This window comes from Methanoculleus sp. UBA413, assembly GCF_002502935.1.
GTDB lineage: Archaea > Halobacteriota > Methanomicrobia > Methanomicrobiales > Methanoculleaceae > Methanoculleus > Methanoculleus bourgensis.
Window position 1 is genome coordinate 1 of record NZ_DAQR01000130.1, and the last position, 15,695, is coordinate 15,695.

The 15,695-nt window shown below is 59.1% G+C and carries 14 protein-coding genes and 1 pseudogene; 11 read left to right on the forward strand and 4 right to left on the reverse strand.

What is annotated here, in order from left to right; genetic code table 11:
• From BP858_RS11140 to fhcD, 4 genes and pseudogenes are all read right to left on the reverse strand, one after another.
• A pseudogene (locus BP858_RS11140) lies at nt 1-467 on the reverse strand (radical SAM protein); the annotation flags it as partial.
• Nucleotides 449-1,339, reverse strand: coding sequence for a methanogenesis marker protein 11 (gene mmp11 / locus BP858_RS11145; RefSeq protein WP_062264417.1), 891 nt, complete (start codon nt 1,337-1,339; stop codon nt 449-451). The gene mmp11 and the pseudogene BP858_RS11140, both read right to left, overlap by 19 nt.
• The gene (locus BP858_RS11150; RefSeq protein WP_074175727.1) at nt 1,323-2,279 is read right to left on the reverse strand and encodes a DUF1743 domain-containing protein; all 957 of its coding nucleotides are present in this window, start codon (nt 2,277-2,279) and stop codon (nt 1,323-1,325) included. Before BP858_RS11150 ends, mmp11 begins: the two co-directional genes overlap by 17 nt.
• Before the next feature lie 590 nt (nt 2,280-2,869).
• Complete coding sequence (gene fhcD / locus BP858_RS11155) at nt 2,870-3,778, reverse strand: formylmethanofuran--tetrahydromethanopterin N-formyltransferase (protein WP_062264423.1); 909 nt, start codon at nt 3,776-3,778, stop codon at nt 2,870-2,872.
• 779 nt (nt 3,779-4,557) lie between these two features.
• On the opposite strand from fhcD, the gene BP858_RS11160 reads away from it, so the two are divergent.
• The 11 genes from BP858_RS11160 to BP858_RS11210 all read left to right on the forward strand — a co-directional run.
• Complete coding sequence (locus tag BP858_RS11160) at nt 4,558-4,830, forward strand: 4Fe-4S binding protein (RefSeq protein WP_014867621.1); 273 nt, start codon at nt 4,558-4,560, stop codon at nt 4,828-4,830.
• 15 nt (nt 4,831-4,845) lie between these two features.
• Nucleotides 4,846-6,015 carry a 4Fe-4S binding protein gene (locus tag BP858_RS11165; RefSeq protein ID WP_014867622.1) on the forward strand — a complete coding sequence of 390 codons (1,170 nt, stop codon included), beginning with the start codon at nt 4,846-4,848 and terminating at the stop codon, nt 6,013-6,015.
• Between the two features lie 10 nt (nt 6,016-6,025).
• Nucleotides 6,026-6,607 carry a CoB--CoM heterodisulfide reductase subunit C gene (hdrC, locus tag BP858_RS11170; protein ID WP_062264426.1) on the forward strand — a complete coding sequence of 194 codons (582 nt, stop codon included), beginning with the start codon at nt 6,026-6,028 and terminating at the stop codon, nt 6,605-6,607.
• Nucleotides 6,608-6,611: 4 nt separating this feature from the next.
• On the forward strand, nt 6,612-7,511 hold the full coding sequence (gene hdrB, locus BP858_RS11175; protein WP_281767580.1) for a CoB--CoM heterodisulfide reductase subunit B: 900 nt from the start codon (nt 6,612-6,614) through the stop codon (nt 7,509-7,511).
• A gap of 12 nt (nt 7,512-7,523) precedes the next feature.
• Nucleotides 7,524-9,548, forward strand: coding sequence for a CoB--CoM heterodisulfide reductase iron-sulfur subunit A family protein (locus BP858_RS11180; protein WP_014867625.1), 2,025 nt, complete (start codon nt 7,524-7,526; stop codon nt 9,546-9,548).
• A complete protein-coding gene (locus BP858_RS11185) occupies nt 9,549-9,974 on the forward strand; it encodes a hydrogenase iron-sulfur subunit (protein ID WP_062264429.1) in 426 nt (141 codons plus the stop codon).
• A gap of 35 nt (nt 9,975-10,009) precedes the next feature.
• Nucleotides 10,010-10,411 carry a molybdopterin dinucleotide binding domain-containing protein gene (locus BP858_RS11190; protein WP_062264432.1) on the forward strand — a complete coding sequence of 134 codons (402 nt, stop codon included), beginning with the start codon at nt 10,010-10,012 and terminating at the stop codon, nt 10,409-10,411.
• On the forward strand, nt 10,408-11,721 hold the full coding sequence (locus BP858_RS11195) for a formylmethanofuran dehydrogenase subunit B (protein WP_062264435.1): 1,314 nt from the start codon (nt 10,408-10,410) through the stop codon (nt 11,719-11,721). The genes BP858_RS11190 and BP858_RS11195 overlap by 4 nt, the downstream gene beginning before the upstream one ends.
• A 3-nt stretch (nt 11,722-11,724) precedes the next feature.
• On the forward strand, nt 11,725-13,434 hold the full coding sequence (locus BP858_RS11200) for a formylmethanofuran dehydrogenase subunit A (RefSeq protein WP_074175726.1): 1,710 nt from the start codon (nt 11,725-11,727) through the stop codon (nt 13,432-13,434).
• Nucleotides 13,435-13,447: 13 nt separating this feature from the next.
• Entirely contained in the window at nt 13,448-14,254 is an 807-nt protein-coding gene (locus BP858_RS11205; RefSeq protein ID WP_074175725.1) for a formylmethanofuran dehydrogenase subunit C, read from the forward strand.
• A 359-nt stretch (nt 14,255-14,613) separates the two neighbouring features.
• Nucleotides 14,614-15,695 (forward strand): methyl-coenzyme M reductase subunit beta (locus tag BP858_RS11210; protein ID WP_286879512.1); only part of this gene is annotated, 1,082 nt, incomplete at its 3' end.

Below are 15,695 nucleotides of genomic sequence, written 5' to 3' on the forward strand. Positions count from 1 at the left end.
ACGTATGCCTCTTCCTCCTCGATCGAGGACGCGACACCGCTCGTGATCGCGATGGCGTCGACCCGGTCGGCCACGCTCTCGACCATCCGGGCGATCTCGGCGACCTCCTTCCGCCTTCCCGGGAGACCGGGAACCGGACAGTAGCGGCAGTGGAAGATGCAGGAAGCGCTGACCGTAATGTAGGCCTGGCGGGGGCAGTGGAGCGCGGCGGGCTCGAGCCGGCCGCAGACCCGCTCATCGTCGATGAAGAGGTCAGCCTCTCCCCTACCGCGGTGGACGACCTCGATGGGGCTTGCCTCATCAATGCATACCCGGACCCTTTGAGCGCCGGTGGAGAAGAAGAGCGAGCCGGACGTTCCCGCCGAGGGGCCGGCGGCGGAGCGGGAGACGTACCGATCTATCGGTTCGCCGGAGAAGCGGACAGAACCTGCCTCAAGCAACCGCGCCTTCAGCCGAATCCATTCCATAACGCCAGCGCCTCCTCATACCTCGTATAGAACGGGATCGCCGCCACAGCCCCGATCACGCCCCGGCCGTCCATGACGATAGAGAGGCGGTCGTCGAGGGCGGCAAGGTCGTCGGGCGAGACCTCGCCCATCTTGACGCGGGCGCCAAACCCCTCAAGGGGAGAGGGATCGAATCCCCGCCAGACCGCCATCCCGGTCTCCTCCGAGAGGGTGTAGTCCTCCAGGTAGTCGCGGTAGCGCCGGACCAGTCCGTCCGCATCAGAGGTGGCGAACTCACAGGCGATGGCGACACAGTTCTTTGTCCGGTAGGGGACAGGATAGAGTTGAACGATGGTGTGGGAGAGGTAGCGGGAACGGTCGTCCTCGACGGCCCGGGCGATATTGTGGGCCAGCGTCCAGGTGGCGCCCTCATCCGGGGTATCGGTGTCGTCGACCCCGATAATCACCCGCTCGCGGCGGGGGAGCCAGATGGTCGAGCCAGCGAGCCGCCCCCCGCCGGCGGGATCGCATCTATAGCGAGCGACGCCCGGCGCTGAGGCGCGGCAGATGGATGCCCCCACGCCACCGCCGCCGAGGCCGCGGTAGGTGACGGCAATCTCCTCTCCATCGACGGCGACCGCGGCGATCCCGGCCGGGAAGACAGACCCCTCGAGCGCGAGGTCGGCGCTGCCGGTCAAAAGAATGTAGCGGTTGGTCGCGCCCACGGTCCTGACTGAGTGGACAAGCGGGCTCTGTGCATAGTGGCGCTTCACCCACATCGCGCCGCCGGTGCAGTCAAAGAACTCGATGAGTTCTACACGCTCACCGCTCTCGTCGGCCACTGCCACGATCTGTGGATACTGTATTGTGTAGGGATCAGAAAGTCTCTCCATAGAGACCCGCCGCTTCAACGCCTTTGTTCCCCCAGAGAACAGCGCCCAGCGCTCCTATCCTGCCCTTCCTGGCGTTTGAGTCGATGAACCGGACACCCATCCGTGCGGCCTCTGCCTCAGCCTCATCGACCGTCAGGAGTTCGGTCTTGACCCTTTTCGCATACGGGGACTCCTCCGCAAACGCGATCCCGCGGTAGACGGCGATACCGGCATCATCGCTGACCGCCTGCGACTCGACGAAGTCGCGGACGTACTCGAGGAGCGCATCCACCCTTCCCGGGCGGACCGCGAAGTTCAGGGCGGACCCGACACAGTTGGTCGTCTTCTTCGGCACAGCCGGGTTGAGCTGCACAAGACGCATATCCAGGTACTCCACCCCTTCGAGGGTGCAGGCCTCGGCGCACTTGAGCGCGAGCACCCACGTGGCACCCTCCTCGCGGGTGTCGGTATCGTCGATCCCGATCGTCACCTTCTCATAAAGGGGTGAGACGATCCGCACTTTGCAGGCCCGGGCCCCGCCGATCCGGAGGTCCTCTTCGGAGGGGTACTCCGCCCTGATCACGCCCGGCGCCTGGGGCAGGCAGGCGGCGACACCGACGCCCGCCCCGGCGATGCCGGACCAGGTCGTCACCACTTCATCACCGTCGACCTCGACCCCTTCCAGCGCCTGCCCGCCGATCTCCCGGCCGGCCGCCCCGAACTTGGCCGGGGATGCGCCCAGCCGGGCGAGCATCGTCATCGTCGTGCCCTCGACGTGGCAGGACTGGATTGCCCCACCCGCCCGCACCCGGTTCGCCGCATCCCACTCGATGGTCCCTCGAGCCCGGCAATGCTCCCGGATCTCAGCGAGCCCGGACTTCTGGTCGACCATGACGAGGTACTTCATCGAGAACAACGGCCCGAACCGGGCCCTGACTTCATCAGGTGTAAGCGAAATCATGATGTCACCGAAAATATCGTTAACAAGATTATCGGTGATATCGATATTTAATGGGATCGATCGTGGCGGTATAAGGGACGTTGCAGGGTGATGGGGCGGGTAAAGAGGGGCATACGTTCCTCGCGATTACGGGCTTGGCCTGCGAAGGAGCATGTGTGGAACGTTTTTCTGTGGCAATCGCCCGGTCTGGAAAAGGGGGGAGGCCGTGTTCATCCGTGCTGCATGAGGCTCAGTACTTTGCTAAAATGTTTGAGCCCGTCCTCAGGAGGGCAAACCATCGATTTCCCTTCGCGCTCTTCGCGCCTTCGCGTGAGATTTCAGCACGGGGGGTAGAGCCTCACGCGAAGCCGCGAAGCCGCGAAATCCAGTTTCCGGGCGCTGAGAACTCACGTTGAGGCGTCACGTGAGGCCGCATCATTGTTGGCTGTCAAAATTAGCGAAGTACTGAGGCTGAGCGTTATGGTGGTTTCGTGACTGCGACTGCTAGGTTGCACTCCAAAACACTATTTCCCCCACAGGCCCGCGGTCAGGACAACACAACAGAAGCGGAAGGATGAGGGGCACTGAAATTTCGCAAAAGAAAAAGAGATTTAGAGGTAGTCCGCCAGGACGTCCGCGAGCTCAAACTTGAACGGCCCGAGGCTGCCTCCAAAGTTCCCGGCGCTGATGAACTTCACGCCCGGCACCTTGGTTGCGGCCCTGATACCCTCAGCCATCGCGGTCCTGATCGCATCCTCATCGACGCCGTCGATGACGATCTCGTAGATCGCCTTGACGCCCTCGGGCACCTTGCTATCCTCGACCTTGTCTTTCAGCGTCGGGCAGTAGGCTTCGTTCGTGCTTGCGCCCATGAACTTGTACTTCTTGCTCCCGACCTTCGAGCCGCTCGCGACAATGCCGCCGGGGAAAGGCGTGATGACACCCGGGACGCCGCTGATGGCATCGACCGCCGCCTGTGCGGCCATAAGGGCGGCCATCTGGTTCTCGCCCATGATGAAGAAGTTGCCGCCGGCAACGCCCTTGACAGCGCCGAACTCCTCCTCGCCGATATACTCGCCCTCCATGATCGGGATGGCCCATACCGTCCTGCCGCCGACCTCGCGCTTCTCCTCATACCCGTCGCCGAAGAAGTGGAGCTTGACCGGGAGCTTCTCCTGGACCTCGGCGACGACGTCAGCGAGCCCGTCAAAGACCGCCGTCGTCGGCGCAGTGAGGACGCACTCGGAGAGGCGCTCTATCACCTGTGTTTTCAGTTTCTTCTTGCTCGCACAGATCATGATCGCATACCCGGGACGCCCGTCAGGGGTCTCGTCGGGGGAGACAAAGCAGTCGATGCCTGCCTCCGCCGGACATCCTATGGTGGAAGTGGCAAACCCAACGGCCTCCACTGCTGCCTTGTATGCCCACTCCTCGGTGACGGCGGTGATAATGGGCCGTGCCACCCAGGTCGGGAACGCCTCTGCATAGGTATCGTCGATAGTAACACCATTCAGTTCCATGGACAGAATACACCTCGTTTGCTACAATGTCACGACGCGGACAGAATAAGGTTTCTTTTTTTCCCGGCGGCGCGGTGGGAGGGAGAAGCCCTCCGGGACCCGGGGTTATTGCCTGGTCCCGGATATGCGGCCCGGGCAGGCGGGCAGGATTCACCGCCGGGTCGGTACCGCGCGATCTCCCTGCCGGCCCTGGCCGGGAAAGGTGGAGCAGGGGGATCTGGCTGCACATTTCGGGTGAGATGCGCTCACATCCCATACTCCTGACGGGGACCGGGCCTTAAGCGCGCACCCCAAAACGATCGCCCTGCGTGAGGGCTGTATGCGGTTACTGCCATGCGGGGCAGTCGACCCGCGCTTGTTCCGGCGGTCGGGTGTGGACCCCCGACATGGGGGAGGAGAATCGATGGATGGAGGAAAGGGTACCGCTCATACCGCGCAGCAGGTACCGGACCCTTCAGCGAGATCGGAATGGAGGTATCGACGGTTTCGGGAGAGATTCGGTCCGATCTCATCAACACCTGGTCGGATTGGCCACCGTTTTTCATCAAAAGGCCTGATTTAAAATTTAAGGGTTTCGGTTTGCCTTCATGGACGGGAATGCGTTTGGGAGGGGTATTTGCGGCATCGGGTTTACACAACAATCTTTTTAATTTATAAAAATTGTTGGATAATCATAGTTCTGGAATATAAGGCTGCCGAATTTCAGAAAGTTTATGTATATTCTTTGACAACTCTGTTTATATCGATTTTTAATCGATCAGATCTGGTGCGTGATAACCATGGCATTCGCATTGCACATCAATATGGAACGATGTACAGGCTGCAACAACTGCGTGGTGGCATGCCCGGTCGACGCTCTCGAGCTCCATACCGAAGATCCGGTAACCAAGGAGAAGATCTACAAAGTCAAGGACGGCAAAGCCATTATCCTCGACTTTAACTCCGAGCTCTGCGCCGGTTGCGGCGTATGCGTCGAGGCATGCCCCTATGAAGTCATCAAGCTTGTAGGACCGTGGGAGAGCCGGGCGAAGGCCCGAAAAGTGGAAGCCTAGGAGTGATACTGAAATATGGCACTGTTTCCAAAGTATTCCAAGACGCGGGAAGGACAGAACGTCATCATGGAGCAGAGGCTCCTGAAGGCGGTCAACAATCTGATCCTGAACGCAGAGACCTGCACAGGCTGCGGCATCTGTGTCGACGCCTGCCCCGAGGAAGCAATCGTGCTCGGACCTGTTGGTGCGACACGCCGTGGGGCAATCGACTATGCCGAACCTGTTGATGTCAACCCTGAGAAGTGTTCGTATTGTGGCGTCTGTGTCATCATGTGCCCCTTCAATGCGATGACGCTCAAGATCGATGGAGAGGAACGGCTCCCGATCCTTGAGAAGGAAGGATTCCCCACATACGACATGGTCACGGTAATCGACGAGGAGAAGTGTGACCGGTGCACTATCTGTGAGGAAGTCTGCCCGAGAGACGCCATCGCCCGTGATGTCCCCGCATTTGAGGGCGGCGATGAGGCCGGCAAACCGCGCCAGTCTGCACTGGAGACCAAGACTACGTTTAATGTCGACACAGAGAAGTGCAACGTCTGCGGCATCTGCGGCGAGCTCTGCCCGAGCATCACCGTCGTCCGCAACCCCGCAAACCCCGAGACCGGCAAGATCGAAGGGGATGTCCTGTGGGAGGAGAGCACCTGCGACGGATGTAAGATCTGTGTTGAGGCCTGCCCTGAGGAGGCAATCACCCTCGAGCGCGAGGTCATCAGCAAGAAACTCCCGGGCAAGGTTGATATCCAGCAGGACGACTGTTGCACCTGCACCTGGTGTGTCACATCCTGTCCCACCGAGGCAATCACCGTCGAGAAGATCTTCGAGGGAGATATCGAGATCAACCCTGAGAAGTGTCCCGGCGGCTGTTCGACCTGCGTGGAGGTCTGCCCCTGCAACGCGCTCTACCTGCCCTCCCCTGTCCCTGCAAAGGAGATGAAGGGAGAGATTGAGCCAAACATCGCCATCAACAAGGACTTCTGCATCTTCTGTGGTGCCTGCGTCAACGCATGCCCGAGTGAAGATGCGATCATCCTGCGGCGGACGGGTATCAGGATGCAGGATAAGGATACGGACCTCTTCAAGAGTATCAAGGAGAAACTGCTCACCACGAGGACATCGAAGGTGAAGGAGACCGCTCCCGGAGAGGTAGAGATCAAAGTTCTGGGAGAGGCGCAAGAGGCGTGAGGGATAGCCAATGGCAGTAAAAAAAGATTACAAGGACCAGAAACTCGCTGAGAAGCTTCAGGACAGGAACTACTACGCGTCCGATAGCAACCCGGAGTTTATCAAGGAAGTTGAGAGACTGGGACGGACAGCCGCCCACATGTGCTACCAGTGCGGTACCTGCACCGGTTCATGCCCCTCGGCACCCCGGAGTTCGTATCGTATCCGGTTGTTCATGCGCAAGGCAATCCTTGGCCTCGATGAAGAAGTCCTCACCGACCCGGACCTCTGGCTCTGCACCACCTGTTACAGCTGTACCGACCGGTGCCCCCGCGATCTCGCGCCGACAGACGCGATCATGGCGATGCGGAACCTGGCGTTCAAGCGGGACATCGTGCCGCGCAACTTCCTCAAGACCGTTCAGGCGATCTACAAGACAGGTCACGGCGTCCCGAACAACGATACAAACCGGGCTGCACGTGAGAAACTCGGCCTGGAAGCGGATCCTGAGACGACGCACAAATACCCCGAATACCTGCCGGGTATCAGGAAGATCATGGATCATTACGCGATGAAAGAGAACGCAGACAGAATTCTGGCAGAGGGTGAGTGAAACTATGAGCAACAGACATCAGTACGCATTCTTCCTTGGATGCATCGCCCCGAACCGGTACCCCGGCATTGAGGCGGCGGCCATCAGGACCAGCGCGAACGTCGGCATCGATCTTCTGCCCCTAAAGGGTGCAAGCTGTTGCCCTGCACCGGGTGCGTTCGGTGCGATCGACTTAAACGTCTGGTACGCGATGGCGGCACGCAACATCGTGCTTGCCGAGCAGATGGGTGTGGATATTACTCTCATCTGCAACGGGTGCTACAAGTCGATCTACGAGGTCAACGAAAAACTGAAGCACAACGACGAACTCCGCGACGGGGTCAACGAGGTGCTTGCAGAGATCGATATGGAGTTCAAGGGATCCATCGACGTCTGGCACCTCGCCGAGCTCTACTACGACCCGAAGATCGTAGGTCTCAGGAAACTCGCCGACAGCGTCACACGCCCCCTGACCGGCGCGAAGATCGCCGTCCACTACGGTTGTCACCTCCTGAAGCCCGCAAAAGAGCGGCATTTCGGGGACACCGAGAACCCGATGTGGATCGAAGAACTCGTTGCCGCACTTGGAGCCGAGCCGGTCCAGTACCGCAACAAGATGCAGTGCTGCGGTGCCGGTGGCGGTGTCCGTGGATACGACCTGGCATTCGCGCTCGATATAACGAACGAGAAGCTGATCAATCTGCAGGAAGTCGGTGCTGATGCACTGACCGAGGTCTGCCCGTTCTGCCAGCTCCAGTATGACAGGGGACAGATCGAGATTGAGGAGAAGTTCGGCATCACCTGGGGACTTCCGGTACTGCACTACAACGAACTCCTGGGACTGGCGCAGGGCATGAGCCCGGACGAGCTTGCACTCGACCTCCATGCCGTCAGTGTCGAGCCGTTCCTGAAGAAGATCCTGTGAGGTGCAAGATATATGGCAGAAGTCAAGAAATATGAAGAGCCAAGAATTGGCGTTTTTGTGTGCCACTGTGGTACCAATATCGCGGGCTCAATTGACGTCAAGGCGGTAATGGAGTACGCGAGAACGCTCCCGAATGTCATCGTCGCCGACGACTACCAGTACATGTGCTCGACTCCCGGTCAGAACAAGATCGCGGAGGCCATCGATGAGCAGAAACTGACCGGAATCGTCGTGGCGGCCTGTTCGCCCCGTCTGCACGAGCCCACGTTCCGTAACGCAACCAAGATGGGTGGCTTAAACCCCTTCAGGTTCGAGATGGCAAACATCCGTGAGCAGAACTCGTGGGTGCACATGCACCAGCCCGAAGAGGCCACCGAAAAGGCAAAGGATGCAGTCAGGATCGCCGTAGCAAAGGCGGCCCTCCTCGAAGACCTCATACCGAAGAGCGTCCCCGTCGAGAAGGCGGCGATGGTCGTCGGCGGCGGTGTCGGCGGCATGCAGGCTGCGCTTGACCTTGCGAACGCAGGGATCAAGACCTACCTTGTCGAGAAGACACCTACCATCGGCGGCAGGATGTCTCAGCTCGACAAGACGTTCCCGACGCTGGACTGTTCGCAGTGTATTCTGACACCAAAGATGGTGGACGTCTACCGGAACGAGAACATCGAGCTCCTCACCTACACCGAGGTCGAGGCAGTAGAGGGATACATCGGCAACTTCGACGTGACCCTCCGGAAGAAGGCACGGGGTGTCCTCACCCCTGATGAGGCCACAGCCCGTGGCATCATCGGCGGCGGCTGTACCGGGTGCGGAGACTGCGAGAGTGTCTGTCCGGTCATTAAGCCCAACCCCTTCGAGCTTGGCATGGCCCCCCGGAAGGCTATCTACATCTACCACCCGCAGGTCTCCCCGCTGATCTACACCGTCGACTTCGACGCCTGCGTCAAGTGCGGGCTCTGTGTCGAGGCGTGCGGTGAGGAGAGAAAGGCTATCGACCTCGATGCGAAGGACGAACTCATGACCGTCAAGGTCGGCACAGTCATCCTCGCTACGGGATACGACATCTTCCCCATCGAGAAGAAGTTCGAGTGGGGTTACAAGAACTACGACAACGTCATCACGAGCCTTGAGTTCGAGCGCCTGATCTGCGCATCGGGCCCGACCGGCGGTCACCTTATCCGTCCAAGCGACGGCGTAACCCCGAAGAAGGTCGCGTTCGTCCTCTGTGCAGGCTCCCGTGACAACACCGGAGTCGGCAAGCCCTACTGCTCGCGGTTCTGCTGCATGTACTCGCTCAAGCACGCCCACCAGATCATCGAGAAGATCCCCGGCGCGGTGCCCTATATCTTCTACATGGACATTCGGTCCTTTGGCAAGATGTATGAGGAGTTCTACTACCGTATCCAGAACGAAGGTGCGAAGTTCATCCGTGGTCGCGTCGCAAACATCCTGGAAGACCCGGCGACCAAGAACCTCCACGTCTACGCAGAGGATACACTGCTTGGGCGGCCTATCGACATGGAAGTCGACATGGTCGTGCTCGCGGCCGCAATCGAACCCTCCGCCGAGACTGAGAAGACCCGGAGGCTCTTCGGTGTCTCCTGCTCGCAGGACGGCTGGCTCCTTGAGGCCCACCCGAAGCTGAACCCCTGCGGTACAACCACCGCTGGTGTCTACCTCGCCGGTGTCTGTCAGGGACCGAAGGATATTCCTGACACGGTCGCCCAGGCAGAGGGTGCAGCATCTGCAGCGTCCATCCCGATCCACCGGGGTGAGGTGGAGCTCGAGCCCTACTTCGCCGTCTGTCTCGAGGACAAGTGCGCCGGGTGTGGGCTGTGCATCAACCAGTGCCCCTACCAGGCTCTCTCGCTCGTCGAGAAGGAGGGTCGCACGGTCATGCAGGTCACTGAGGCCAAGTGCAAGGGTTGCGGCACCTGCGGCGGGTTCTGTCCTGGCGGTGCTATCTGGATGCAGCACTTTGCAACCCCGCAGATCATAGCACAGATTGACGCATTCCTGCTCGGAGGTGAACAGTAAATGGCAGACGAGAACTGGAAACCCAAGATCATTGCCATCATCTGCAACTGGTGTTCCTATGCCGGTGCAGATCTCGCCGGCGGCGCCCGTATCCAGTACCCGCCAGATATCCGTGCCGTCCGTGTGATGTGCACGGGCCGGATCGACCCGCTCTTCATCCTGAAGGCATTCCAGGATGGGGCGGACGGTGTGCTGGTCTCCGGGTGTCACTTCGGCGACTGCCACTACCTTGAGGGCAACTACAAGGCAGCCAAGAGGATGTTCCTCTTGAAGAGTGTCCTCAAGAATATCGGTCTTGACGACAAGCGTCTCAGGATGACCTTCGTCTCTGCATCTGAAGGTGCAAAATGGGGCATGGTCATGGAAGACGTCGTCAAGACCATCAACGAGCTTGGCCCAAGCCCGCTCAAAGAGTTTGCCAGATAAATAATAATACAATAATAGACAGGGGATGAATAATAATGGCAATCAGAGTAAATTTGATCACGGGTCGCTCGATCCAGCAGGGGGTGTCGATGGAGGCGGGGAAGGAAAAACCCGCCTACACCGCCGCCTGTGGGATCATTGAGCTGGACCCTGCGGATTTTAAGAAGCTTGGAACTTTCCGCAACACGAACGTACGCGTCACGAGCAAGTACGGCAGTGTCGTCGTCAAGGCGGTCGAGGCAACCCAGGGTCCTCACCCCGGTGTAGCGTATATACCGATGGGACCATGGGCAAACATGGTAGTCAACCCGAACACCTACTCAACCGGGATGCCCACGTTCAAGGGCACACCCGTTGAGGTGGAGATAGCCAAGAACGAACCCGTTCTCGGCTCGCTCGAATTGGTGCGCAAAGGATGCAGGGGTGAACTGGCATGACAAAGACTGTAACTGACGTGGTCTGTCCATTCTGCGGAACGCTCTGCGACGACCTTGAGGTCGTCGTCAGTGATGACGGAAAGGAACTCCTTGAGGTTTACAACGCGTGCGCCATCGGCGCCGAGAAGTTCCTCCACTCCCAGGCAAAGGATCGTATCACCCGCCCCCGTATGCGGCAGGAAGACGGTTCCTGGAAGGAGATCTCCTACGACGAGGCAATCGAGTACACGGCCCGGATACTCACCGAGGCAAAGAAACCCCTGATGTACGGCTGGAGTTCCACAAACTGTGAGGCCCAGTCTGTCGGGTCCGAGATCGGCGAGTATGTCGGGGCGGTCATGGATAACACTGCGACTGTCTGTCACGGGACATCCCTTATTGCAGTTCAGGATATCGGTATCCCGAGCTGCACACTCGGCGAGGTCAAGAACCGTGCCGACCGCATTGTCTTCTGGGGCTGCAACCCGGCTCACGCCCATCCACGGCACATGTCGCGCTACTCGATCTTCCCCAGGGGATTCTTCACCGGCAAGGGTCATACGGGCCGCAAGATGGTCGTCGTTGATCCAAGGGTCACCGATACCGCCCGTATCGCGGATGTCCACCTGCAGATTGAGCAGGGGCGCGACTACGAGCTCCTCGACGCACTCCGTGTGGCGTTCAAGGGGGAGCAGCTCCCTGACGTTGTCGCCGGAATCCCGAAGGAGAAGATCTACGAGGTCGCGGAGACTCTCAAGAGCGGCCGTTTCACGATCATCTTCTTCGGCATGGGTGTGACCCAGTCGCTCGGGAAGAATCACAACATCGATGCAGCCATCGCGGTCACCCGTGACTTAAACGAGTACACGAAAGCCGCCATTATGCCGATGCGCGGGCACTATAACGTCACCGGCTCCGGTCAGGTATGGGGCTGGCAGTTCGGGTTCCCATTCGCGGTGGATCTCTCCCGCGGATTTGCCCGCTATAACCCCGGCGAGACGACCTCGAACGATCTGCTCCGCAGGGGCGAAGTGGATGCCATCTTCGTTCTCGGAAGCGATCCCGGTGCGCACTTCCCCTTCAGTTCGGTGAAGAAGATCTACGACCTCCCCTCGGTCGCAGTCGAACCGCACGAAACCCCGACCACTGAGGTCTGCAAAGTCCATGTCCCGGTTGCCTTCGTGGGCGTCGAGGTGGGCGGGTGTGCATACCGGATGGACAACGTGCCGATCGAGACAAGAAAGGTCGTTGAGCCCCCGGAGGGTATGATGACCGATGAGGAGTTCCTCAGGCATGTCCTTGCGCGTGTCAAGGAGATCAAGGGGGTGTAAGGGATGACAGAATATCTTATCAAGAACGGTTTCGTCTTTGACCCGGTGCTCGGGATCAAGGGAGATGTGGCTGATATCGCCATCAAGGACGGTGTGGTCGTCGAGACTAACGCGGTCAAGAACCCGAAGATCATCGATGCGGCAGGGAAGACCGTCATGGCAGGCGGTGTCGATGTCCACGCCCACGTCGCGGGTCCGAAGGTGAACATCGGCCGCAACTTCCGGCCGGAAGACAAATTATTCAACACCCGGCCCGGCCGCGGCATCGAGCGGATGCAGGGCGGGTTCTCGGTGCCGACCACCATCAGGACTGGTTACAACTACGCCCGCATGGGCTACACCACGGTGATGGAAGCGGCCATGCCGCCGCTCTATGCCCGGCACACCCACGAAGAGATGCGGGATACCCCGATCATCGACCAGGGTGCGTTCCCGGTCTTCGGCAACAACTGGTTTGTGCTGGAGTACCTGAAGAACAACGAGATCGAGAACGCCGCTGCCTACATCTCCTGGCTCCTGCGGGCCACGAAGGGCTATGCGGTCAAGGTCGTCAACCCCGGCGGCACCGAAGCCTGGGCATGGGGCCTGAACTGTGAGAACATTCACGACCCGGTTCCCTACTTTGACATCACTCCGGCGCAGATCGTGAAGGGCCTCATCGAGGCGAACGAGTACCTGGGCCTCCCGCACTCGATGCACATTCACGCAAACAACCTCGGGAACCCCGGCAACTACACGACAACGCTTGATACCTTCAAGCTCTCGGAGGGGGTCAGGCCGAAGAGCAGGTTCGGCCGCGACCAGGTTATGCACCACACTCACGTCCAGTTCCACTCCTACGGGGGCGACAGCTGGGCGAACGTGGAGTCCAAGGCGGACAAGATCATGGACTACGTGAACTCTCACGACAACATCACCATCGACCTTGGTCAGGTGACGCTCGATGAGACCACGACTATGACCGCCGACGGGCCGTTCGAGCACCACCTCACGGCGCTGAACCACCTGAAGTGGGCAAACGCCGACGTGGAACTTGAGACCGGGTCGGGTGTCGTACCTTACATCTACAGCCCGAACATCAAGGTCTGCGCCATCCAGTGGTGTATCGGTCTTGAGCTCGCGCTGCTCGCGAAGGACCCGATGCGGGTCTTCATGACCACCGATCACCCGAACGCCGGACCGTTCATCCGCTACCCGCGTATCATGAAGTGGCTGATGAGCCAGGAGGCACGGGAGCAGCAGATCGATGCCTTCAAGCATAAGGACAAAGTCGTCGCTGCCACCCACCTCGCCGGCATCGACCGCGAACTCGACCTCTACGAGATCGCGCAGATGACCAGGGCAGGGCCGGCAAAGGCGCTCGGCCTCGGCGAGATGTGCGGCGGGCTCGCGCCTGGCCTCGCAGCGGATGTTGCGGTCTTTGACTTCAACCCGAACGGACCGTACGCGCCGGACGATATCGAGAAGGCATTTTCAAACGCAGAGCACCTCTTCAAGACCGGTGTCCAGATCATCAACGACCATGATATCGTGAGCAACGGCAACAAGCGGACGCTCTGGGTGAATGCCAGGGTAAATGAGAACCCACAGGTGATGCGTGACGTCAAGGAGAAGTTCCTCCGATACTACACCGTCACCCTGAACAACTACGAGGTTAGCGGCCACCACTACGTGCCGAACCCGTACGTGATTGAGGTTGATGCCACACAGTGAGGTGTAGAGAAGGATGGAAACTGTTACGCTCACCATAACGAACCAGCCCGGGCTGTTCCTCGAGGCTGACTGCATCAGCCCCGATGCGTTCGCAGGGAAGAAGAGAGAAGAGATCGTTGACCTCCCTGTCTATATTGGAAGGGAGGTGCACCGGCTTGGAGACTTCTTTGAGGTCTCCGGCCAGGCCGGAGCAACCGCGGCAGAGACGAAGGTCGTCGTCAACGGCGACCTCTCCCGGGTCAAGTACATCGGCATGAAGATGACCGCAGGCGAGGTCGTCGTCAACGGCAACGCCGACATGTACGTCGGTGCCTGGATGCAGGGCGGCAGGATCACCGTGAACGGGAACGTTGACGCCTTTGCCGGGACCGGCATGAAGGGTGGCGAGATCGTCATCAACGGCAATGCTGGTAATTATCTCGGCTCCGCATACCGTGGGGACTGGCGGGGCATGGCCGGCGGGAAGATTGTTGTGAAGGGTGACGCCGGAAGCGATCTCGGCACCTTCATGAACGGCGGCGAGATCGTCGTCGGCGGCAACGTCGACGTTCACGTGGGCACCCACGCTGAAGGCGGGAAGATCATCATCAAGGGTGATGCGAAGAGTCGTCTTGGCGGCCAGATGGTGGAGGGTGAGATCTATGTCTTTGGTAACATCGACGTCATGATGCCCGGGTTTGCATACCGGGAGGATGTTGATCTCGAGGTGGATGGTACCAAAGGACGGTTTGCCCTCTACGAGGGTGACCTTGGGGAACGCCACAGAAAGCGGAAAGGCCAGATGATCTACGGGAAGTTGTACCAGCTGGTCAGACCCTGATCTTTTTTTTCCCACCGCGCATCCGGTGTAATAGTGCTATCCTGAGACCGGATGTCATTGGCGACGACCGGGTGTTACTATGTACTATTTATAAATATGACTCATAACACCCACTCGGGGCTGTAATAAACCTTCTCTCTTGTACAATCACTCTTTATTCTGTAGATCTTAAATATTCACCTTAGTTTATATATCCGTTCATAGGTGTAAATAGCAACGCTTATATTACTAGAGAAGGTTACTATCTTTTTGTCCCACAAGGACGTGCACCAGTCACCGTCAGTTACATTCAGTGATCTTTTAGTGTTCAGTTCACAGTTCCAGATTGTATGCACATAGAGGGTAATGGAGGAAAAATTATGGCGAAATTCAAGGATACTATTGACCTGTACGATGATGCAGGCAAACTGTTGAAGAGTGGTGTGCCGCTCGATAAGATCAGCCCGCTGGTCAACCCGGCGACCAGGAAGATCATCGACCTCACCAAGAGGACGATTGCAGTCAACCTGGGAGGCATCCAGGACGCCCTGAAGACCGGAAAGGTAGGAAAGGGCCATGTCCTCGGGCGGGAGATGGATCTTGACATCGTCGGCAACAAGGATGCTGTCATCGGTAAGATCAAGGAGATGGTCCAGGTCCAGGAAGGCGACGACACCAAGATCCGCGAGTTCAGCGGCGGCAAGCTGTTCCTTGTCGAGGTGCCCAGCGCCCGCCTGGAGGCCGCATCTACCTACGATGCCGCGATCACGTCGGTCGCAGCCGCAACCACCTACGCGATCGTCGAGCAGTTCGATGTCGGACCGTTCGACGCGGCTATGGTCAAGGGAGCGGTCTGGGGTGCCTACCCACACACAATGGATATGAAGGGTGCGCTCGTTACTTCGATCCTGAACATCCCCCAGAACAACGAGGGTCTTGGCTACGCGCTCCGGAACATCCCGGTCAACCACGTTGTGATGATGACCAACAAGAACGCGATGGAAGGCGCTGCACTCGCATCCACCTTCGAGCAGGCAGGAATGTTTGAGATGGGTAATGCCATCGGACCGTTTGAGCGTGCCCAGCTGCTCACCTACGCCTACCAGGGCCTGAACGCGAACAATCTGGTCTATGACCTCGTCAAGAAGAACGGGTCGACCGGAACCATCGGTACCGTCGTCCAGAGCCTGGTCGAGCGTGCTATCGAGGACAAGGTTATCACCCCCGGCAAGAAGGGCGGATACTTCCAGTTCTATGACACGAAGGACCCCATGCTCTGGAACGCCTACGCTGCTGCGGGAACCATGGCGGCCACCATGGTCAACTGTGGTGCCGGACGGTTCGCCCAGGCAGTCTCCTCGACGCTCCTGTACTTCAACGACCTGCTTGAGCACGAGACCGGCCTCCCCGGCTGTGACTACGGCCGTGTCATGGGTACTGCTGTCGGGTTCTCGTTCTTCAG

Excerpts from the sequence above, each read along its gene's own strand:
- BP858_RS11185 (WP_062264429.1), top strand. The coding sequence starts at position 9,549 with ATGGCAGACGAGAACTGGAAACCCAAGATCATTGCCATCATCTGCAAC.
- BP858_RS11190 (WP_062264432.1), top strand. The coding sequence starts at position 10,010 with ATGGCAATCAGAGTAAATTTGATCACGGGTCGCTCGATCCAGCAGGGG.
- BP858_RS11205 (WP_074175725.1), top strand. The coding sequence starts at position 13,448 with ATGGAAACTGTTACGCTCACCATAACGAACCAGCCCGGGCTGTTCCTC.
- hdrC (WP_062264426.1), top strand. The coding sequence starts at position 6,026 with ATGGCAGTAAAAAAAGATTACAAGGACCAGAAACTCGCTGAGAAGCTT.
- BP858_RS11180 (WP_014867625.1), top strand. The coding sequence starts at position 7,524 with ATGGCAGAAGTCAAGAAATATGAAGAGCCAAGAATTGGCGTTTTTGTG.
- fhcD (WP_062264423.1), bottom strand. The coding sequence starts at position 3,778 with ATGGAACTGAATGGTGTTACTATCGACGATACCTATGCAGAGGCGTTC.
- BP858_RS11165 (WP_014867622.1), top strand. The coding sequence starts at position 4,846 with ATGGCACTGTTTCCAAAGTATTCCAAGACGCGGGAAGGACAGAACGTC.
- mmp11 (WP_062264417.1), bottom strand. The coding sequence starts at position 1,339 with ATGGAGAGACTTTCTGATCCCTACACAATACAGTATCCACAGATCGTG.
- BP858_RS11200 (WP_074175726.1), top strand. The coding sequence starts at position 11,725 with ATGACAGAATATCTTATCAAGAACGGTTTCGTCTTTGACCCGGTGCTC.
- BP858_RS11195 (WP_062264435.1), top strand. The coding sequence starts at position 10,408 with ATGACAAAGACTGTAACTGACGTGGTCTGTCCATTCTGCGGAACGCTC.
- hdrB (WP_281767580.1), top strand. The coding sequence starts at position 6,612 with ATGAGCAACAGACATCAGTACGCATTCTTCCTTGGATGCATCGCCCCG.
- BP858_RS11160 (WP_014867621.1), top strand. The coding sequence starts at position 4,558 with ATGGCATTCGCATTGCACATCAATATGGAACGATGTACAGGCTGCAAC.
- BP858_RS11150 (WP_074175727.1), bottom strand. The coding sequence starts at position 2,279 with ATGATTTCGCTTACACCTGATGAAGTCAGGGCCCGGTTCGGGCCGTTG.